The sequence below is a fragment of the Zhongshania aquimaris genome (genome assembly GCF_019312595.1).
Classification (GTDB): Bacteria; Pseudomonadota; Gammaproteobacteria; order Pseudomonadales; family Spongiibacteraceae; genus Spongiibacter; species Spongiibacter aquimaris.
Window position 1 is genome coordinate 181,560 of sequence record NZ_JAHWDQ010000006.1, and the last position, 21,728, is coordinate 203,287.

Here is a 21,728-nt window from a genome sequence, read left to right on the forward strand (position 1 = left end):
ACGCACACTCCCCTAAGGACGAATGTGGCCAGCCAGATTTAGTCAGCCAGCTGTGCCACGCTTTTCAGAATTAACCGCACTAACAGAGTCTGCCTGCTAACGCCGGTTTTTGAAAAAATCGACCTCAAGTGCGTGCGTGCGGTATTGCGGCTCATACCGAGTGCCGCAGACGCCTCATCGAGGCTTAAACCATCGGCCAGCAACAGGGATAGCTGAGCCTCGGTCGGTGTAAAACCAAACAATTGAATAATAACCGCAACTGGCGCCTCAGCACCGTACTCCGGGTCACTAATAAATATTGCCACTGTCGGCACCGACTTGCCTTCTGACCACTCGGTGACTGGCACGGGCCTAGCGATAACACCTAAGTCTGAAAAATCACCGTCACGCGGCACTCTCATCGCCTCGACAACCGTCGGTTCGTCGCCAGCACGATGTTCCAATATTCTATTGATTAGGCGCTGTAATTTCTTGGTAGTGGCTTGGTCACCCAGTAGTAAATGCCCATCTTCAACCCGAACATCGGGCTCACGGATAATCAAATGTTCAGCCATGCGATTACAGCTGAGCACACGACCATCTTCATCCAGAATAATAGTCGCCAATGACAAACTTTCAACCGCACCCGCATATAAAGCGCGTTCAGACTCGACTTTGTTCAATCTGACATGGAATCTAAGAGCGCGTTCCAAGTGGGGAAGCAATGAGTAAATCAAGTCGCGATCGGCCTGATCGAAGCTTGCAGATTGCTCGCCGCGAGCAACCCGCAGACCTGCATTCATTTCACCGGGCACCACGATATCCACCCCCAGTGAATCATAAAGTCCCGCTGGTTTCATGCAGGATTTATAGAGCTCACTCTCCAGCCAGCCTTCGCTGGGCACCAACTCCATCAGGCTTTTTACTTCGCCGGGACGCAGTGACTGAAATGGGTCCATGGCGAATAGCCGCTCTTGATAGCGCGCTAGGGACTCTAGATTGCCACCCACCACACGCAATACACCGCGACCTTTCTCTGAAGGCTGATTTAGCACCAGCGTCACCGACACGGCCTTCATCATTTTGCACAATACTGACAGGAAATCTTGCCACGGCTCTTCTTCCAAAGGGCCTTGGTAAATAGTCGCAATTAATTCGTCAAAGGCGGGATCAATAAGCATATCGGCGGCAATCAGACCTTATAATTTATTGGGCCGCCAGTATAACCGAGAAAAGCACAGAGAAAAGGCCTTCGACCGAAGGCCCTTGAAGATGTCGCTATGTAGACTAGCTCAAATTGGCTAGCTAAATAAGGCCGCGCGCCTTTGCCATGTCTAGGGCAAGATCTTCAATCATATCTTCTTGACCACCAACCGTGCGCCGACGCCCTAATTCAACCAGAATATCCCGCGACGACACACCGTATTTTGCTGCCGCGCGCTTGGCGAACAACAGGAACGAGGAGTACACACCGGCGTATCCCAAGGTTAAGGAATCGCGGTCGATGCGAATCGGGTTATCCATAATGGGCGTGACCAGGTCTTCAGCCACATCCATAATTTTATACAGATCGATGCCGTGATTGACCTCCATACGATCCATTACCGCAACCAATACCTCCAGCGGCGTATTGCCAGCGCCTGCGCCTAGCCCAGCCACTGAGCCATCGATACGATTGGCACCGGCCTCAACTGCGACCAAGGAATTCATTACACCAAGGCTGAGATTGTGATGAGCGTGGAAACCCAACTCGGTTTCTGGTTTCAGTTCGCGCCGCAATAGGGCAATGCGCTCCTTAACTTGGTCTGGCAGTAAATAGCCCGCTGAATCAGTGCAATAGATGCAATTCGCGCCGTAGGACTCCATGAGTTTGGCCTGCTCAACAATCTGTTCAGCCTCAATCATGTGGGTCATCATGAGAAAGCCGACGGTATCCAGCCCCATTTGCGCCGCCATACCAATATGCTGCTCAGAGACATCCGCTTCGGTGCAATGGGTGGCAACCCGAATCGTCGTCACACCTAAATCCGCCGCCATTTTTAGGTGGTCGACCGTACCGATACCAGGTAGCAGAAGCGCGGAAATCTTCGCATTTTTAACCACACCAACAACAGCCTTCAGGTATTCCTCATCGCTGTGCGCTGGAAATCCATAATTGACCGACGATCCACCGAGGCCATCACCGTGAGTCACTTCGATTAGCGGCATGCCCGCCTCATCCAAGCCTTTAGCGATAGACATCATCTGCTCTAAAGAAATCTGATGTTGTTTGGCGTGCATACCATCGCGCAAACACATATCGTGTAAAACCACTTTTTTCCCGCGTAAATCCATGTTCAATTCCCCTTAGACTGACGCTATTGTTGGAAGTGTAAAGCGCCCAGCCAGCATTTCTTCTGCAAACATTTCTGCGGTGCGAAGCCCAGCGGCAGTCATAATGTCTAGATTACCTGCGTACTTGGGCAGAAAATCTCCCAGTCCTTCCACTTCCATAAACATCGACACGCGATTGCCGTCAAACACAGGTCCATTTTTAAGGCGGTAGCCAGGCACATATTTTTGTACTTCCGCGACCATATCATCGACTGATTTACGAATCGCATCCTGATCAGGTGTTTCGTCGGTAAGGCAGTGAATGGTATCCCGCATAATCAGTGGCGGCTCTGCTGGGTTAATGACAATAATTGCCTTACCCTTGCGCGCTCCACCGACTTTCTCCACAGCACCCGCTGTCGTTCGCGTAAATTCATCAATATTCTTGCGCGTACCAGGACCCACCGATTTTGAGCTAACCGTTGCCACGATCTCGCCGTAGCTAACCGACTGCACTCGCGACACCGCCGCCACCATTGGAATGGTGGCTTGTCCACCACAGGTCACCATATTGACATTGGTGCTGCCTGCGGCAAGGGCATCCTTCAGATTTACCGGCGGCACGCAGTAGGGGCCAATCGCAGCAGGCGTTAAATCAATCATTAAAGCGCCCTGCTCATTCACTTTGCGCGAATTTTCGGCGTGTACATAGGCGGACGTCGCGTCAAAGCAAATCTGCACGCCATCGGCCTTCATGGTCGCCAACATGCCATCAACACCGTCTGCAGTGACCTTTAAACCCATCTCTTTGGCACGAGATAGACCCGGTGAATCAGGATCTACACCCACCATCCACACCGGCTCGATCAGCTCCGAACGCAATGCTTTCATAAGCAAATCAGTGCCGATATTGCCGGGACCAATAATTGCTGCCTTAATTTTTTCCGCCATGCTGCTGCACTCTCTCATTTAGCGTTGCGTGGGCCAGCCCACTTTATACAAATTGCACTGACGCGCGGCCAATACCGTGTAATTCCATTTCCATTTTGTCACCGGCAACAACCGGTTCCAGCGGCACCAGCGAACCCGATAAAATCACTTCACCAGCTTTAAAAGGTATACCAAAACGCCCAAGGGTATTCGCCAACCACGCCACCGCAGTAAGCGGGTTCCCTTGTACGGCGCTGCCCAAACCTTCGCTTAATAAGCTGCCATTCTTCCAAACCGTAATTTTCAAATTTGGTAAATCGTGATCGCTAGGATCAGCACTCGCATCCCCGAGCACATACACACCGCAGGATGCATTATCCGCAACCGTATCTTGAATACGAATATTCCAATCTCTGATACGCGAATCAACAATCTCGAAACACGGCATAATACATTCGGTAGCGGCCAAAACATCGGCCTCTGTAACACCCGGCCCCTGTAGATCCGCCTTTAACTTAAAGCCGATTTCCGCCTCTGCGCGGGGTTGAATTAAATTACCGGCAACCGAAATATCAGCGCCATTTGGATAGGCCATGGCATCAGTTAAAAACCCAAAGTCCGGCTGATGTACACCCAACATATCCTGTACGACTTTGCTGGTAACACCAATTTTCTTGCCGACAATCACTTCGCCATCATCTTCAAGTCGGCGCTTAAGCATCTGCAACGAAATATAATACGCGTCATCCAAGGTGATATCAGACAGCCGCTCGGTCAAGGGCTGCAGTGGTTTAAAATCACGCATGGCGTTGTACAAATCGTCGCCACACTGGGTAATTAGTTCTTTTTCCATCATTAGCCGTTTCTCAAGAAATCGTCGGTACTGCGGTTAAACATATTGCGGTGCTCAACCATAACCCAATGACCACACTGGGAAACCAGTGTTAAACGAATGTTCGGACAGCCTTTCGCGAGTTTTTGGATGCCGGTTTCCGGCATCATTTTTTCATTCACGCCCCAAAATGCTAAAACCGGACAGCGAATCTCACTTAGGCGTTCCGTCATATTAGGCACCACCATCGAGGTGATAACCTGACTGTTTTGCTGCTGAAAAATACCCCAGCGCTCATTGATTAATTGCTCATCAACCACGCTGTCGTCATACACCAAACCTCGACGAATAAAGTCTTCCAGGCGCTCAGGCGCCATGGGACCAGAAGTGAAAACTTCCTTCATAACCTGCATGCCAGGCATGTGAAAATAGTCAGCCTGCTCTTCAATGCCACCCGGCGCCATTAACACTAACTTATCGACCTGCGATGGATTATCCAGGGTGAATTTGATAGCGATCGCACCGCCCAGTGAGTTACCGATTAAGGCGCAGGACGACACGCCTATGTGATCTAACAGCTGCTTTATACACTCAACAAAAAAATCGAGGTGGTACTGCACATTGTCCGGCTTGTCAGAGTAACCGTAACCTATTAAGTCAGGTACGATCACCCGGTAACCCTGCTCAACTAAATACGGATAATTGTATTTGAAATTGCTGTGTCCGCTGGCACCGCTACCACTGCCGTGAAGAAATACCACTACAGGCCCACTGCCACTATCTAAATAATGCAGTCGCTGCCCATTCGGCAGTTCTGCATAGTTTGCCTCAGGCAATCCCGCGACTATAACTGCCATTTTTATCGTTCTCCAAAGACCAATTTCTATACATTTCGCGAGTATAAGCGCTGATCACAGACCGCCTCCCCACCCTTTATAAGAGCCGCAATGGTACCGGTTTGGGCCAATACCCCTAATACCCCAAATGGATGACAGCAATGCAGACTAGGGCCTACAGCCGATTACTATTGAACCACGACATCACTAAACTTCGTTTCCTCACCAAACATCTGCCGAGGTGAGGCCGGAAGACGCCCATCGACATCGGCAACGCCGTATTCGGCGCCAAGCTCGGCCGCATACCAAACCTTACCACTGCGGGTCATACGCTTACTGTCAGCAGCCAGTGCTGCAATGACACGCCCGGTAAACTCTGGCGACTCAACCATCGCCGCAAGATGCGCATACAATTCTGGATCGGACTCAATTACCGCCTGTGTGCGCTCAGTATTCAGCAAACCCATCCACAACGAAACCGCGGCAACTTGGTGCGGCTCAAAGTCTACCGCCATGTCGCGGGCCATTTTATCAACTCCCGCTTTACCCGCACCGTAGGCGGGACCATGCATATAGCTACGACCACCAGGGGAAGAGGTATTCACCAACAAGCCGCCCCGCTTAATGAGTAGGGGCGCTGCGTAATACGAGGCGACATAGCTAGACCTTAAGCCGACATTTAAAATATCCTGCAAGGCGAGAGGCTTCTCCCAAAATGGGCCGGGCAGGGTTAGGCCATCGGGGACGTTCAGTGCATTGTTGACCAAGATATCAAGGCCATCGTGATCCCGCGCGATTTGCGCAAATAAGGCCGCGACTTGATCATCATCGCCGTGATCACACACCACGGCGATGCCCTTTCCGCCGCGCCGGTTTATTTCCTCTGCAGTGGCGTATATCGTCCCCGGCAATACCGAGTCGCCCTCCGCTTGACTGCGGCCGGTGACGTACACCGTCGCGCCGGCATCGCCGAGTGCCAACGCAATACCCTTACCGGCACCGCGGCTTGCGCCCGTCACCAGTGCAATACACTCTTTTCCCAGAAACATAGGCTCTCCCTTATTTATGTTTATTCTCGGCATATATCACTGCCCCAGCGCAGAACCCACGCTGACAACTTAATAGACAATACTAATAGGCTTGAAGGCGAATAACCCTCCCACGGATAGACGAGATGAAATCAATACCCAACGTGAAATTGCCAAATCCGCGATTTTGAAATATCGTTACACAAAGACACCCAGACTGGATGGAAGCCTGATCATGTTGGCATTTAGTAGAAACATTCGGCCCTATGTAGACAGGGAGTTATCCCTAGCCGCTGATGCTAGACGCGCGAAACAATACGCAAAAGAGTTTGAGCATCTCGAAAATGCCCATGTACTTGGCCAGGAATCCACCTATCAACACACCAAAGTGCACTGCTTAATGCTTGCGTGGGGCCTACGTCAGGGCAAACTAGGTGAAGTATGGGGACAATTATTCAGGATTATTGGCGCCGCCAGCAAAACTGCCTTGGGATTAGTGCCAAGTGGAAATACCGGGGGCAGCAATATAAGCCCTTTTGCTACGCGGTCATTATCAGCAGAACACAGCGCAATAATTGCAAAAGCCAAACGGCGTTAATAATTTAAAATGGCTAAGCAAAGTTTAGCCATTTCGTTTCACAGAAGGACTGCTAGACTTACGCAACTGCACAGCATTTTTTGTATTTTTTGCCGCTACCACAATGACAGGGCTCGTTTCGCGCCGGCGGTTTAGTAAGCACTTGTGTCCCCGGCGTCTTTAAGAGCACCGTCAACTCGGCAATATCTTCCACCGCCCCGTCACTCGCATCAAGAGCAATCTCTCCATGTAAATTGGCCTCGGCAAGCATCGCCGCCACTTCCTGCTGGCGCTCTTCACTAGTCACTCGCAGCGTCAAAGGTTGCTTTTTACTACCTGCCTTAACCAGGGCCTTGCTCTGGTAGCCATGATTAATATGGCTTTGACGCGCATCTTTACGACCTTTAAAGAAAAACTTGGACACGTTAACAACCCTTAGAATGATTCAAAACTGGCTCAGCTAAAACTGCAAGCGACAGCGACGGCACAATACGTCGATATCCTCAGTTTGTCGCTATAAACCTGTGGCAATTTTTGAGTATTGCTCGTTAGTAATAAGCCAATAGAAATGAGGCGTGAATACGGTCGCTGCGCAAACATCGACAAAGGAAATGGGAGGCATCGCTATAAACGCATCACCAAGGGCAATAACAAAACAACAAGGCTACTAAGTTTGCGACTGATTTTGCGATTGAGTCGGTGTCATTTGCGGCGTAGAAAAGCCGATGCCATTACCAAGCTCCACTCTCGCCACATCGACCGCCACCGACAAAATTTGCTTTCCACCACCGCCAAACACGACGCCTTTTAAGGGCGTCACATCGGAATAGTCCCTACCCCAAGCGGTAGTGATATGCTGATCCGCCGGCATCACATCGTTCGTTGGGTCAAAGTCCTGCCACTCATCGCCGGGAATATAGACCGCGAACCACGCGTGTGATGCGTCTGCTCCCTGCATTTTCACCTGCCCCGGCGGTGGCAAGGTTTCAAGGTAACCACTGACATAGCGCGCTGAAAAACCCAGGCTGCGCAACACACCAATAGCCAAATGGGCGAAATCTTGACACACACCGCGACGATTTTTTAATACTTCATCGAGGGGTGTAGCAACGGTGGAAAACCCCGGATCATATTTAAAGTCTTTAAAAATTCGCGAATTCAAGGCACTCACGGCCTCAAGAAACGGACGATTCGGGCTAAACAGGTCGCGACCAAAATCAGCCAGCGGAGGCGCGATCGAAATCATGGGCGAGTCAAAACAAAACTCTGTGGCCGACATATCTTCTTTGCCAGAACCGGCACTTAAGGCCGCGAGCACTTCAGCGCAGGTGATACCACCACTGAGCAACCGCGGTTCGGAGGGCGCAATTTCAACCTCACTGTCGACTATCACTTCCAAGGATTTATGCGGTCTTTCTAAGGTGAAATGACACACCACATTACCAAAATAATCGACCCGCTTAATTCTGCTGGTCGGTGCCGGAATAATACGAATATCGCTGTAGTTAACCCGCTGGCCATTACACTCTCGCGGAATGAGGTAGGCGACGTTATAACCCTGATTCACTTGATCTGCGTATTCGTAGCGAGTCGAATGTCTTACTCGGTATTTCATGACACACCTCGGCCACTCATTTCAACAGGCTGCGGCCCCATTGCATGATCAAAATAACGATCTGCCAGCGCTTGCGATGCAGCTTTAAGATCCTTATCTAATTGATTTAGTAATTTACCCAGATTCAAATGCTCACCGGTCTTCTCATCGCGTTCAGCCAGTTCATCCACGGGCGTAAGCAATAAATTATTCGTCGCACGCAAAATACAGCGCATATCATCGCTTAGCTGTACGCCTTTGTTTGGACCTTCAACGTCTTCCAAGTGATTGCGTAGACTCTCGAGTTGAAACATTACCGAACGTGGGTTTTGACGATCGAACAATAATAGCTCCATGCCTTTATCCAAACGATAACCGCTGCGGTAGTAACGCTTGTAGACAATCCGCGACTCCAAACTCGCCAGCACCGGCTTTAACAAGGGCACACCTTGGCCATCACTTTTATCGGTGACCAATACGTGACTCAGCAGCTCTACGGTTTTTTGAGCTCGCTCCAAGCGACGGCCCATTTCCATAAAGCGCCACGCGCGACCACGCACCATACTTTCTTGGCTGAGACCACACAGCGCTAACAAACTGGTGATGAGCGGGTCGAGCAACTCCTCTGGCGCGGCCTGTAAGCTGCTCTCAAGATTCTTGTTCAAGTACTCCATGCCATCGCGAATATCGTTAACTAAGCGCAACATGTCATTGGACAGCAATTCTTTCACTCCGTCGGCGGAGTGCAGAATCGCCTCGAGACAATGGGCAATACTGCCCGGCCGAGAGCGATTAGACACAATGTCGAGTAACTCATGCTCCGGGGTTTCAAAGTCAGCATCTTTAGCAGTAAAACCGGGAAAGGTACCGGTAACCTTGGTAACCGAGCACAGCAGAACGCGGCGGTTATCCGGTGATAACGGCTCGATGCTATTCAGTTCTTCAAACGCTGTTCGCACCAAACGCAAACCCGATTCCGCCCTTTCGGCGTAGCGGCCAAACCAAAATAAATTATCAATTACCCGGCTCGGCAGACTGAAGTTGCGGTCCATTTTTTGCCGCGCTAACTTCTCTGGCTCAAAGACACTGTCTTCAATTTCCGGCTCGGAGGCCAAAATCCAGGTGTCTTTACTGCCGCCGCTATACTGGCTAACAATATGCTGAGTATCAGTGTGGGTACCAATATGGGTAAGCCCGCCAGGCATCACACTGTAAGAGCTGCCACTCGCCACCGTAAATCCGCGCATTACCAGCGGCCGACTGCTGAAGACTTTGCCGTCCAAAGCCGGCGTCTGCGAAGGACGCACGGCAGTTTGAGCGACGTAATCAACAGGCTTTGCCAACACTTTGGCGAGTAAGGCAGCTCGCTCTTCGGGGTTGAGCTCTGCCACAAACACACTGTGCCTGCCGGGCATACGACAGGTGTGGCGAATTAATAAGTCATCAAAGTGCGCCTTTACATACTCTAAGTCAGCAGCATCACCACACCACCACGTTGGCACCGAGCTCAAACGCAGATCGCGGCCGAGAAAATGCCGAGCAATAGCGGGCATATATTTAGCGAGAACGGGACTCTCTAAAATGCCACTGCCCAAGGGGTTGGCGATGATAACGCCGCCGGCGCGGGCCACTTCGGTTAAACCGGGCACACCCTGACCAAAGCTCTGCCGCGATACCACGGGGTCCGCCACGCTATCGTCGATGCGGCGTAAAACCACATCCACTTTACGAAGCCCATCCAAAGATTTTAACCACAACGCGCCCTTGCGAACGGTTAAATCCCGCCCCTGTACCAAAGGATAACCAAGGTAATTTGCGAGGTAGGCATCTTCAAAGGAGTTCTCTTTAAACGCCCCTTGGGTCAGATACACCACCAAGGGCGCATCCTTTGTTGGACTAAGTTCGGCTAATTTGCGACGCCACTGTAAAAAGAAGTTTGAGAGCCGGTGCACGTGGGCATCGCGGAATAAACTCGGCATCACCCGTCGCAATACAGTGCGATTCTCCAGGGCGTAGCCCGTTCCTGACGGCGCTTGAGTACGGTCGCCAATGACTAACCATTCACCACTTGCGGAACGGACTAAATCGGCAGCGTGGAATATTAACTGGTGTTCGCCAGGTAGCCGAATCCCGTCGCAGGCGCGAAGAAAACCTGGATGGCTAAAGATCGCCGCCGGGGGGATGACCTTGTTATGGATGAGTGTTCTCTCACCGTAAAGATCACTGAGAATAAGGTTAAGTAATTCGGAGCGCTCGCGAAGCGCATTTTCGATAGATTCCCACTCCTGACTCGACAGAATCATGGGCAGTAAATCGAGACTCCATGTATGACTGACGTTTAACTGGTCGCCAGGACTGTAGCTGGCACCGTCGTCACGGAGTATGCGCTTTGCAGTGCGCTGCCGCTCAAGAAGGGCATCCATACCCATGGCATTAAGTACCCGCATAGGATAATGCCAATGCTCGCGGACATTGCCATCAGTCCCGATGACCTCATCGTATTGGTCATGTTGCGGTTTATATACAAAGCGTTCAGTTAGCATGGATGTGGTGCCAAAAACGTGCGTTGAGTAAAAGTCATACCCAAGGTAAAAGGAACATCACCACGGCTACACTCGCAAATCCCTAATCGCATACAGCAATTTCGCACCATGTTGGTGCCGGAATCGCGACCGCCACCAACAGCAAATCACGATGGAGAAGACTACCGTAAGTGCCTGATCTGGGCAAACCCAAGCTGCTACGAGAAGTACCTATTTAGGGCCTGTTCACTCGGAAAGGCCCTGGCACACTATGTCGGCTGGAACCACGTATCTTGAATCGCCTTGTGAATGACGATTGAGTTTTTTTCCAACTCAGTGAGGTAAGCTGGAAAACCCGCCGATACATCGGTGTAATCGCTGCCGCTGGTCACTGTTTTCACGAAGTCATTTAAACAGGACATCACCTTCTCGCTGGACGGCAACTGTTTGGCTGAGTCCTGCATCCTTAACAAGCCGCAGGTAACCGCGCGGGGAAACAACGTGTCTTCCAGCAAGAAACGCGCAGCATCATCGCCTTTTATTGCCACCTTCATTGTGCGGCGAAACGGCATCGTCGCATTCAAGGTGCCCAATACACTGCCCCACACCGCATCCAAGACATGGTTGGTGTCATTTTCAATAAAGTCGCTAGACATGCTGGCACCCGCTTCCAAAATACGGATCGTCATATCAGCCCGCTCCAAACTGCGCCCCATATTTAAAAAATGCCAAGCGGCATCACGGCGCATAGTGTCGGCAATAAGGCCATTAATCTGCTGACAGGTCTTAATAATCTCTTCAAGAAACTCATGTCGATAGCGGCGGCTCAAGCCCTGGGCGATATTCTCAGATACAAATATTTGAAACTCGTTAACCAACTCCCAACTTTCCTGAGGCACGATATCCCGAGTTGTTCGAATATTCTCACGCACCATCCGGAGCGACGACGCCAAGGAGCTGGGATTGCTGAGATCTTCCAGCAAAAATTTCACCACCCGCTTTTCGTCCTGCACCGAAAAACGCCGGTTATATTCGCCGTGACTGCCACTGGCGATAACCAAATTATGCCAGCTGATACCCGTGTCTCTGGGCAAATCGAATAGTAATCCGGTATAGACCTGTATTAACCGGGCCATACTTTCCACGCGCTCAAGGTAACGCGCAAACCAATACACTCGCTCTGCAACTCGCGATAACATCATTATTTTGCGCCCCCTTCCGCTATTATCCAGGTGTCTTTACTACCACCACCCTGTGACGAATTGACGACCAGCGAGCCTTTTTTCAATGCCACCCTAGTCAAGCCCCCCGTTGTCACTGCCAAGTCGGTGCCCTGCAATACAAAGGGCCGCAAATCTAAATGGCGCGGCTCAGCTTCGCCTGGGCCAGTAATAACCGGCGCAGTCGACAACATTAATGTGGGTTGCGCGATGTAGTTACGGGGGTTTTCTTGAACGAGTTTGCGAAATTCTTCGTGATCTTTCTTCGTGGCGTGCGGCCCAACCATCATGCCGTAGCCACCGGATTCATTGGCCGGTTTTACTACCAGCTTTTCAATATTTTCCACCACGTATTTAAGCTGCTCCGGATCGTCGCAGAGGTAGGTTTCAACATTCGGTAAAATCGCCTTTTCACCAAGATAGTATTCGATCATCTTGGGTACGTAAGCGTAAACCACTTTATCGTCAGCAACACCGGCACCCGGCGCATTGACCAAGGCTACATTGCCCGCCTGCCATGCCCGCATGATACCCGGCACACCCAAAATGGAATCGGGGTGAAACGCTTCGGGGTCCAGGAACAAATCGTCAATACGTCGATAGACAACATCAACTCTTTCCAAGCCCGAAATGGTCTTCATATAGACGCAGTCGTCTTTGTCTACAAATAAGTCGCTGCCTTCCACCAGCTCAACGCCCAACTGCTGCGCCAAATACGCATGCTCAAAATAGGCGGAGTTATAAATACCGGGAGTGAGGATAACGATTTCAGGTTGCCTAACTTTTCGCGGCGACACCGATGCCAGCATGTTAAATAATTTTGCAGGGTAGTCATCAACAGGGAGGATATTGTTAGTTTCAAATAATTCTGGCAACACGCGTTTACTTATCTCGCGATTTTCCAGCATATAGGCGACGCCGGAGGGGACTCGTAAATTATCTTCCAAAACATAAAATTTACCGTCTGCATCCCTCACCAAATCGCAACCGCAAATATGCGCCCACACCCCTTTCGGTGGTGTAATGCCAATACACTCAGGACGGAAGTTTTTTGAGTCTTTAATCAGATACTCCGGCACCACACCGTCTTTGAATATTTTTTGCTCGTGATAGACGTCGTTGATAAACAGATTGAGTGCGCGCACTCGCTGCTTTAAACCGTTTGCCGTTTGCTCCCACTCCTTAGCACTAATCACTCGCGGAATAAGATCAAATGGCCACGTGCGGTCGATATTTTCACCATCTGAATAAACGGTGAAGCTGACTCCCATATCGCGAACGGTGCTCTCCGCCGCGACTCGACGACTTTCAAGCTCCTCTCGGCTGAGCTGCCCCAAGTGTTTAACTACGCGCTGACTAGCACGTCGAGCCCCACCTTTTGGGGTTATCATCTCATCAAAAAAATCACCGCCTTGATACTGACTCCAATCGATACCACCAGATTCCTTGTCTGCACCTTTTGTCATCTATAAAACACCTTATTGGAAATGATTTTCCTCTAAAACGCGGCGCACCAAAATAGCGCAAACACGGCCAGAGTCTCGCGTTGTCTTAGCGCACAATCAAAAAACTTACTCTGTTATGCCCCGAATACAGCCAATCCGTACCATTCTCATCAGCAATAGCTAGGCCAACTTGCACAAAAATTGACGAAGCTGACCATTTTTCCTACCGATGATTATTCCCATGACTCAATTAAGCATAGGCAGAAGTTATCCTCAACAGCGGCAACGGAATTTTTCAGCGCTTGCTTAAATATGACCATCTATATTGCAGCGACAAGATCACAAGCAAGGGCTAAAAGAAAACACAAAAAATTGAATTTTTGCCCACTATAGATAAAGACCTAAACGGGTGAAAACCGTAGAATACGTCAGCAGCCAAAAGCCAACATCCATATAATAAAGCGACATACCAAGACCCTATAATGACACAGCTCAGCTTAAACGCTCACTACCTCAAACAAGATAAGAAAACATCGCCCACGGTCGAACTGCCGACCTACACAAGACAACTCAAAAAACGAATAGTGCATATCGGTGTGGGCGGATTCCACCGCGCCCACCAAGCAAACTATTTACATATGCTTTTGCAATCTAAGCAGGGTAGCGATTGGGGAATTTGCGGTCTCGCGCTAATGCCTGCCGACACTAAACTGTACCAAGCGATGCAAGCACAAGACTGTTTGTACTCACTTTGGGAAACGGATCAACACGCCCAAACTGGTCACGTCATTGGCTCTATCATGGAATTCATTGACGCCACTGACGATTCTCACGCGGCGCACGCTGTTCTCATAGACCCTGCTACAAAAATTGTATCGCTGACGATTACCGAAAAAGGCTATTACTTAAACGCCAGCGGCAAACTTGACCTACAGTCACTGGCTATCAGCAGCGACCTACGCAATCCAGAAAAACCGCGCAGTGCAATTGGCATTCTCGTTAAGGCTTTGCACTCACGCTGGCAGGCAGGCGGCAAGGCATTCACGGTAATGTCCTGCGACAATTTGTTGGCCAACGGCGACCAAGCTCGCGAGGCAATTACCAGCTATGCAATGCAATGGCTGCCTGCCCTGGCAGAATGGATCCGCGCTGAGGTGTGCTTTCCGCTCTCGATGGTTGACCGTATTACCCCTGCCACCGTCGCCAGTGATGCAGCCTTGATTTCAAACCGCTGGGGTGTTGACGACCAATGCCTGCTAATTTGCGAACCCTGGAGCCAATGGATATTAGAAGACCATTTTAGCGACGGCCGACCCGCCTATGAACTAGCGGGCGTGACACTGAGTGCACACGTGCACCGCTACGAAGAAATGAAAGTGGGATTACTCAATGGCAGCCATAGTGCGCTGTCACATATTGGATTATTAATGGGTTACGAGCTTGTAGACCAAGCTGCAGCAGATCCGGAAATACATGGCTGGTTGGTGTCTTATATGCAAGCAGTGCAAGACACCCTAAGCCCACTGCCAGATATTGATTATTCAGAATACTGCCGGACTCTTATTGCGCGCTTTCGAAATCCCGCCATCAAAGATCGCCTATTAAGACTTGCGGAAGATAGCTCATCTAAATTCCTGCAATGTCTACTCGCGCCATTAAAAGCGCGACTCGCAATGGGATTAGATGTTACGGCCTTTGCTCGGGTGATCGCGGTGTGGATCTGGTATTTAAATTCGCTTCACAGTGATCGCGATGCCTATGACAGCTATCGCGATACCAGCAAGGACCAGCTAATATCGCTCGCTAAAAATGTTGTAGGCACTTTAAACGCCAGCGAATTTATTGCGCAGGTTTTTAAGCTTGAAGGATCTGAATTAGCCCTCTTTGCTGAAGAAACTGCACGATTCATCCATGCCATTAAAGAAGCCGGCTCCGTTAAGAAATGCCTTTATAATAATTTAAAGGCATCATATTGAGGGCTCAAACAGAGTCAGATGTATCCAAAACATTCACATCAGTAAGCGGCCAATTCCAGTTAAATACATCTTCGCCCCGACCTTCTTGAATATCGGTGAGCAACGTATGTAACTGGGTGGCAAACGGGTTCCCTGCCTTGAATTCATAGCGTATATCACCATCGGCAATGATGCTGATTGGCGTAATCACCGCAGCAGTACCACAGGCAAATACTTCACTGCATTCGCCAGACACCACCGCCTCAAGCAATTCATTGATGTCGATACTGCGCTCAATGACCTCCACACCCGACAGCCTTGCCAACTGCAATACGGAGTCGCGGGTAATGCCAGGTAAAATTGATCCGCTTAAAGATGGGGTATGTAATGCGCCATTTATAAGCGCAAATACATTCATCCCCGAAAGCTCCTCTATATAACGATGCTCAGCCGGGTCCAGCCACAAACTTTGATCAAAGCCGGCCGCCTGCACTCGACGCCCCGCCGCTAAGGCTGCCGCGTAATTCCCACCGACTTTAACATTTCCCGTACCGCCCAACGCCGCGCGGCAATCTTGCCGCTCGATCATCACTTTAAAGCTCCCCTGCTGGTAAACCTCAGACGGGGATGCAATAACGTAAAAATCATTGTCGAGCGACGCCGCTAGCCCAAGGCTGGCATCAACACCAATCATAAACGGCCGCAAATACAGAGATTGACCTGGCTTCGCTGGAATATGTTTCGCCATCAAGCTACTAACCGCCGACACCCCATCCATAAATATCGACTCTGGCACTGCAGGCATGCACATGCGATCGGCCGAGCGGTTAAAACGCTTCCAATTTTCTAAGGGACGAAACAGAGACACATTATTATCGCTGTGACGATAAGCTTTTAAACCCTCAAAGACTTCCTGAGCGTAATGTAAAACCTTTGCGGCGGGATCGATTGAAATTGCCTCATAAGGTAGCACCTGAGCTGCCTGCCAACCCCCATTCCGAAACTGCGCACGATACATGATCGGCGCCATTACCCGACCAAATCCCAATGCCTCGGGCAACGTAAATTGTTTCAATACTGGCAAAACGCCAGATGCTATGACTGGAGCAGGACTCGCAGCATATTGCGCATCACTATTCATTTCTATTCCTATTATGCCGCGTTGTGAATATCTACCAATTGCACTACATCGCCACGCAAGCGCTTAAGAAGTTGATCTCGACGCAAACCGTATTGACTAATAGACGCTTCTTTTACATGGCCAAAGCCGCGCACGTCGTCTACTAAGCCAAACAATTCTATGGCAAGCTCGAGGTTATTTTTGTCGAGCCTAGCTAAAACACTATCTATTTGTTGAATAAACTCGGCCAACAAAGCCCGCTCAGCTTTGCGCTCGGCGGTGTAAGAAAACACATCCCACCGTGTGCCGCGCAGGCCTTTAAGTTTTGCCAATATTTTGAACGCCGTAAACATGCCGCTTGAGAATACACGTTTCACCGGATGGCCATCAGCACCCGTCTTTGAGAGCAAGGGCGGCGCCATATGGAATTGCAGTTTGTAGTCACCTTCAAATGCCTCACTGAGTTTTTTCAAGAATTCGCCGTCGGTGTACAGGCGCGCCACTTCGTACTCATCTTTATAGGCCATCAATTTGTGCAATGACTTAGCAATCACCAGCGAAAGCTGCCCTGCACTGCCGTTAATCTCTTCGTCTTTTGACTTAACCGCAGTCAAAATATCTAAATACTTATCCGCGTAATTTTTATCTTGGTACTTCACTAAATGGTCATAGCGATACTGAATAATATCGTCGACGTCATTCAGTGGTGACCAATGTTCTACGGGAACGCCAGCGGCTTGCCGCACCGCATCAATATCGTGCGCCGCGCGACGGCCCCACAAAAACGCCTGTTTATTAAACTCAGTCGCCACGCCATTCAGCTCAATCGCACGATCAATGGCATCGAAACTGACCGGCACATAACCCAGCTGGAAGGCATAACCCAGCATAAAGAAATTACTCGCTAAAGTGTCACCCAGCAAATGTCCAGCTAACTCAGTGGCGTCGACAAAACTCACTTTGCCTTCACCGACTTCTTCCACAATGAGCCGTTTCATAGACTCCGCCGGGAATACCGCATCGCGATTATAAATAAACTCCGCCGTCGTCATTTCGGTATCATTTACCACAGCGACGGTTCGCTCTAGATTTACCTTAGCGATCGCTTCGTCAGATGCCGATACCACCAAATCACAACCCAAAAGCAAATCGGCATCGCCCGCTGGTATCCGCACCGCATTAATATCATCCTGATTATTGGCCACGCGCAAATAGCTCACCACAGGGCCAAATTTTTGCGCCAGTCCGGTTTGGTTCATCGTCGCGCATCCCTTACCTTCAATATGCGCAGCCATGGCCAATACCGCAGTAATAGTCAGTACGCCGGTGCCACCAACGCCGGTAACCACCAAGTTCCAAGGATGCGTTATGGCCGGTAAAGTCGGCATTGGAATGAGGGCAAAACCGTCAGCCGCGACCGCGGTATTTTTCCGCGGCGAACCGCCTATCACCGATACAAAACTTGGGCAGAAACCATTCACACAGGAATAGTCTTTATTACAAGCACTTTGGTCAATTTGACGTTTGCGACCAAACTCAGTTTCCTTTGGCAGCACCGACAGGCAATTAGATTTTTTACCGCAGTCGCCACAACCTTCGCAGACCGCATCATTGATAAAAATACGGCGATTGGGATCAACCATCGTGCCCTTTTTTCGACGGCGACGCTTTTCAGCCGCACAGGTTTGTTCGAATATAAGTACCGATGTACCAGCGACCTCCTTCAGCTCGTTTTCAATGGTCAGCAAATCATCGCGATGGCTAATGGTAAAGCCATCTTTTTGCGGCCAACTGTAATTTTCAGGGTGATCCGACACCAAGGCAATGCGCTTAATGCCTTCGCCACGCAATTGTAGAATAAGTTGTTCAACCGTTAATGAGCCATCTATAGGCTGGCCGCCCGTCATCGCAACAGCGTCGTTATACAGAATTTTGTAAGTGATATTGACGCCCGCAGCAACGGACTGTCGAATAGCTAAACTACCGGAATGGAAATACGTACCATCGCCCAAATTTTGGAATACGTGTTTGTTTTCGGTAAATGCGGCCTGGCCTACCCACGTCACGCCTTCGCCACCCATTTGGGTAAACGTCGTCGCTGGACGTGTGGGCATCCACGTACTCATATAATGGCAACCGATTCCTCCCAGCGCGACGCTGCCCTCAGGCACCACTGTCGAGGAGTTATGTGGACAACCGGAACAGAAATGCGGTGTGCGATTGATGATGCCATTCTTATTGGCAATGGATTGCTCTTTCTGATCGTAAAACTTAAGGCGCTTTTCTATCTCGTCGCTTTTATAAAAACGGCGAATACGCGCCGCAATCGCACGCGCCACCATGGCGGGAGTTAGCTCACTTAAATTTGGCTGTAAGTCCTTACCTTGCTCGTCAAACTCGCCAATAACACGGGGGCGCTCAGACACCGGCCAGTTGTACAACTGCCCGGTAATTTGATCTTCAATGATGGAGCGTTTCTCTTCCACCACTAAAATCTCCTCTAAACCCGAGGCAAATTCGTGTGTGGTCAATGGCTCTAAAGGCCAGGGCATACCAATTTTGTAGACCCGTAAACCGATAGCGGCGGCATGTTGTTTGTCTATTCCCAAGTCTTCCAGGGCTTGCAATACATCGAGGTAAGCCTTGCCACTGGTCGCAATACCCAAGCGTGCCTTGGGGCTGTCGATCACAATTCGGTTCAAATTATTGGCGCGGGCAAACGCGCGCGCAGCATAAATTTTGTACTTATTCAGTCTCAGCTCTTGGGCCAAGGGGGTATCTGGCCAACGTGCATGCACACCGTCTTCCGGCATCATAAAGTCTTCCGGCAGTACAATATTTACACGACGGGCGTCGATCTCAGCAGAGATCGCCGAATCCATGTTTTCGGTAATGGCTTTTAGGCCCACCCAGCAGCCAGAATAGCGCGATAACTCCCAACCATAGATGCCCAAATCTAATACTTCCTGCACATTGGACGGCGCCAGCACCGGAATAGATGCCCCCATAAACATGTGTTCAGACTGGTGCGGTAAGGTTGAAGACTTAGCCGCGTGGTCGTCGCCAGCCACCGCCAACACACCACCAAATTTAGACGTACCCACGGCATTTGCGTGCTTGATCACGTCCATGCTGCGGTCGACACCGGGGCCCTTGCCATACCACATACCAAATACGCCGTCGTATTTGGCGTTAGGGAATAGGCCAACCTCTTGGCTACCACGCACCGCAGTTGCCGCTAAATCTTCGTTCACCCCTGGCACAAATTGAATATTATGTTTATCAAGGTATTTCTTTGCCTTCCACATCGCCTGGTCGACATTACCCAATGGCGAACCGCGATACCCAGAAATAAAGCCAGCGGTATTGAGGCCGCGCTCTAAATCGCGCTGATGCTGCAGCATCGGTAGACGCACCAAGGCCTCAACGCCAGTCATATAGGCGCGAGTACTATCCAGCATGTACTTGTCTTCCAAGGATATTTTTAAGGCCTGTTCCGAAAGTGGCATAACATTATTCTCATATTCATTGATAGGAAGAGATGCGCAAATTCTAGCGCGACACACTGGGTAAAATTATTTTACTTATACCTACAAGCAGTAACTAATAGCGATACTTATGCTATTAAAAGCACCGAAACGCATAAAAAAGCTAATCTATAAGTTTTATGAGAATTCTTACTCCCCTTCCCGGCTTCGTCGCCCAAACGACCACTACGGCAACATCAGAGCAATAACACCAAGCAGACATACAAATACGAGCACAGCCATGAACTAGTTTTAATTAACCACACTAGAGCCTAAACTTGCATAATTTAGGCAAAACTTACCTCAGTCGAGCGATTATATTTATGGGCACCGAACTCAATAAGCAAGATATTAATATTCTCAATATCCTTCAGTCTGACGCGAGTAAAACATCCAGTGATGTCGCTGATATCGTAGGCATGTCCCAATCACCCTGCTGGCGACGTATTAACCGTATAGAACAAGACGGCGTTATTCGCAAAAAAGTCGCCCTACTTGATCGTCACGCGCTAGGCATGGACTTGGTGGTTTTTGCAACGATCAACCTCACCACATCAGGTCGCCAAAACTTGGAGGAATTTGAACACTCGGTGCAAAATTTTGATGAGGTGATGGAGTGCTACACCATGACCGGTATTTGGGACTACATGCTTAAAATTATTGTTAAAGATATTCGAAATTACGAAAGCTTCGTCCGTGATCGCTTACTTGGCCTACCTATGATTCGCGAAATTCATTCCCATATCGCGGTAACCGAAATCAAAAACACCACCGAGCTACCACTAAAAACTCAACTTTAATCACTGAGCCCGTATATTGGGATATAAGCTCAAGATGGGCTCATGAAAGCTTTATATCCCTGCACACCAAAGTATCGAATCGATTTTTTAATCTTTATCTTTTTTGCGATCAAGGCATCATCGCGATAAATTTTAAGAACCTGCTTATTGGTGTTGGTATCCATCTCAAAGGAATGTGCACTATTCTGCTGAAGATTTTCAAATTCCGTTTTCATGATTAGTATCATGCTGCTTCACCCATAAAGAAACTTATGTCAGATCCAACTAATTTTTACTCCAGCACCATCTCGACGTCAAATTCCATGCTTGGATTAAGCACTCCTATTTTTCGTTCAGACAATCTATCAGAACTAAGCAGATATTCAGACAGGCTAAAAGAGCTTGTCGATATGATCATGAACTCTAAACTGAAGAAAGAACACACCCTGCGCAGCGAAACTTTCTATACGAACAAAACCTACGCGCTATATTCAACGTTGTGGCATTTAGCCAGCGCTCGGGGGGTTTGAAACTAGATCAATGAAGGTGGCACGTCCCTGTGCCCCCTCATATATCGGCGCAAACGCCGACCTATGAGACGGGGAGTCAATATATCGCAAATTCAGCCATGATCATTTGCAACAGCCGCAAGCAGAAACCGCAGTGGGCTTGAAGCTAAGCGTAAACTCTATGCATAAATATAGTCAGATTAAGAACACTGCACATCCCCCAATTTAGGGGGGGCTATCTTTACACGCAGCACGGCAAAAACCGGCAGTAAATTAACTAACACTAGCGCCTAGGCGAAAACCGACAATGGCTCTTGTGCAATGCGAAACGTCAAAACGCACCAAAAGCGTTTCAGAAGGGAAATAGCAATCACTGGTACTCACAGAAAAATATTTTGCGTTCAAATTGGCTGAAACGTTTACAACCACATCAAAGCAACTGTAGTAGCTCAGACTTGATCTGACAGTTACCCGTTTTTTACCGGTGTCTGCCAGTTTAGATCTGAGCTAAATTTTTCTCAGCCCAGATCGTTTTACCATCAAGTAAAGTTGCCATTGGCGT

The 21,728-nt window shown here is 49.5% G+C and carries 17 protein-coding genes; 3 read left to right on the forward strand and 14 right to left on the reverse strand.

The window, feature by feature from the left end:
* Positions 1 to 38: 38 nt before the first annotated feature.
* From KXJ70_RS17665 to KXJ70_RS17690, 6 genes are all read right to left on the reverse strand, one after another.
* Positions 39 to 1,160, reverse strand: a complete 1,122-nt coding sequence (locus KXJ70_RS17665) for a helix-turn-helix transcriptional regulator (protein ID WP_219044874.1) — start codon at positions 1,158 to 1,160, stop codon at positions 39 to 41.
* Between the two features lie 124 nt (positions 1,161 to 1,284).
* Entirely contained in the window at positions 1,285 to 2,313 is a 1,029-nt protein-coding gene (gene dmpG / locus KXJ70_RS17670) for a 4-hydroxy-2-oxovalerate aldolase (protein WP_219044875.1), read from the reverse strand.
* Between the two features lie 12 nt (positions 2,314 to 2,325).
* Positions 2,326 to 3,243, reverse strand: coding sequence for an acetaldehyde dehydrogenase (acetylating) (locus KXJ70_RS17675; RefSeq protein ID WP_219044876.1), 918 nt, complete (start codon positions 3,241 to 3,243; stop codon positions 2,326 to 2,328).
* Positions 3,244 to 3,286: 43 nt separating this feature from the next.
* Positions 3,287 to 4,078 carry a fumarylacetoacetate hydrolase family protein gene (locus tag KXJ70_RS17680; RefSeq protein ID WP_439655083.1) on the reverse strand — a complete coding sequence of 264 codons (792 nt, stop codon included), beginning with the start codon at positions 4,076 to 4,078 and terminating at the stop codon, positions 3,287 to 3,289.
* Positions 4,078 to 4,911 carry an alpha/beta fold hydrolase gene (locus KXJ70_RS17685; protein WP_219044877.1) on the reverse strand — a complete coding sequence of 278 codons (834 nt, stop codon included), beginning with the start codon at positions 4,909 to 4,911 and terminating at the stop codon, positions 4,078 to 4,080. Before KXJ70_RS17685 ends, KXJ70_RS17680 begins: the two co-directional genes overlap by 1 nt.
* A gap of 167 nt (positions 4,912 to 5,078) precedes the next feature.
* A complete protein-coding gene (locus KXJ70_RS17690) occupies positions 5,079 to 5,939 on the reverse strand; it encodes an SDR family NAD(P)-dependent oxidoreductase (RefSeq protein ID WP_219044878.1) in 861 nt (286 codons plus the stop codon).
* A gap of 214 nt (positions 5,940 to 6,153) precedes the next feature.
* On the opposite strand from KXJ70_RS17690, the gene KXJ70_RS17695 reads away from it, so the two are divergent.
* On the forward strand, positions 6,154 to 6,516 hold the full coding sequence (locus tag KXJ70_RS17695) for a DUF3703 domain-containing protein (protein ID WP_219044879.1): 363 nt from the start codon (positions 6,154 to 6,156) through the stop codon (positions 6,514 to 6,516).
* Between the two features lie 58 nt (positions 6,517 to 6,574).
* On the opposite strand, the gene KXJ70_RS17700 is transcribed toward KXJ70_RS17695, so the two are convergent.
* The 5 genes from KXJ70_RS17700 to KXJ70_RS17720 form a co-directional block, all read right to left on the reverse strand.
* On the reverse strand, positions 6,575 to 6,919 hold the full coding sequence (locus KXJ70_RS17700; protein WP_219044880.1) for a PBPRA1643 family SWIM/SEC-C metal-binding motif protein: 345 nt from the start codon (positions 6,917 to 6,919) through the stop codon (positions 6,575 to 6,577).
* 243 nt (positions 6,920 to 7,162) lie between these two features.
* A complete protein-coding gene (locus KXJ70_RS17705) occupies positions 7,163 to 8,110 on the reverse strand; it encodes a transglutaminase family protein (RefSeq protein WP_219044881.1) in 948 nt (315 codons plus the stop codon).
* Entirely contained in the window at positions 8,107 to 10,632 is a 2,526-nt protein-coding gene (locus KXJ70_RS17710) for a circularly permuted type 2 ATP-grasp protein (protein WP_219044882.1), read from the reverse strand. Before KXJ70_RS17710 ends, KXJ70_RS17705 begins: the two co-directional genes overlap by 4 nt.
* 248 nt (positions 10,633 to 10,880) lie before the next feature.
* Complete coding sequence (locus tag KXJ70_RS17715) at positions 10,881 to 11,813, reverse strand: alpha-E domain-containing protein (protein ID WP_219044883.1); 933 nt, start codon at positions 11,811 to 11,813, stop codon at positions 10,881 to 10,883.
* The gene (locus tag KXJ70_RS17720; protein WP_219044884.1) at positions 11,813 to 13,297 is read right to left on the reverse strand and encodes a circularly permuted type 2 ATP-grasp protein; all 1,485 of its coding nucleotides are present in this window, start codon (positions 13,295 to 13,297) and stop codon (positions 11,813 to 11,815) included. The genes KXJ70_RS17715 and KXJ70_RS17720 overlap by 1 nt, the downstream gene beginning before the upstream one ends.
* Before the next feature lie 461 nt (positions 13,298 to 13,758).
* Here KXJ70_RS17720 and KXJ70_RS17725 point away from each other — a divergent pair, with 461 nt between their 5' ends.
* Positions 13,759 to 15,252, forward strand: coding sequence for a mannitol dehydrogenase family protein (locus tag KXJ70_RS17725; protein WP_219044885.1), 1,494 nt, complete (start codon positions 13,759 to 13,761; stop codon positions 15,250 to 15,252).
* A gap of 4 nt (positions 15,253 to 15,256) precedes the next feature.
* Here the strand turns inward: KXJ70_RS17725 and KXJ70_RS17730 are convergent, their stop codons facing one another.
* Positions 15,257 to 16,372 (reverse strand): branched-chain amino acid aminotransferase, encoded by a 1,116-nt coding sequence (locus KXJ70_RS17730; protein ID WP_219044886.1) that lies wholly within the window; start codon positions 16,370 to 16,372, stop codon positions 15,257 to 15,259.
* Positions 16,373 to 16,383: 11 nt separating this feature from the next.
* Positions 16,384 to 19,860, reverse strand: a complete 3,477-nt coding sequence (locus KXJ70_RS17735) for an indolepyruvate ferredoxin oxidoreductase family protein (protein ID WP_219044887.1) — start codon at positions 19,858 to 19,860, stop codon at positions 16,384 to 16,386.
* A 341-nt stretch (positions 19,861 to 20,201) separates the two neighbouring features.
* Between KXJ70_RS17735 and KXJ70_RS17740 the strand changes: the two genes are divergently transcribed.
* Positions 20,202 to 20,678, forward strand: a complete 477-nt coding sequence (locus KXJ70_RS17740) for an Lrp/AsnC family transcriptional regulator (protein ID WP_219044888.1) — start codon at positions 20,202 to 20,204, stop codon at positions 20,676 to 20,678.
* Positions 20,679 to 20,707: 29 nt separating this feature from the next.
* On the opposite strand, the gene KXJ70_RS17745 is transcribed toward KXJ70_RS17740, so the two are convergent.
* Positions 20,708 to 20,893, reverse strand: a complete 186-nt coding sequence (locus tag KXJ70_RS17745) for a hypothetical protein (protein WP_219044889.1) — start codon at positions 20,891 to 20,893, stop codon at positions 20,708 to 20,710.
* Between the last annotated feature and the right edge of the window lie 835 nt (positions 20,894 to 21,728).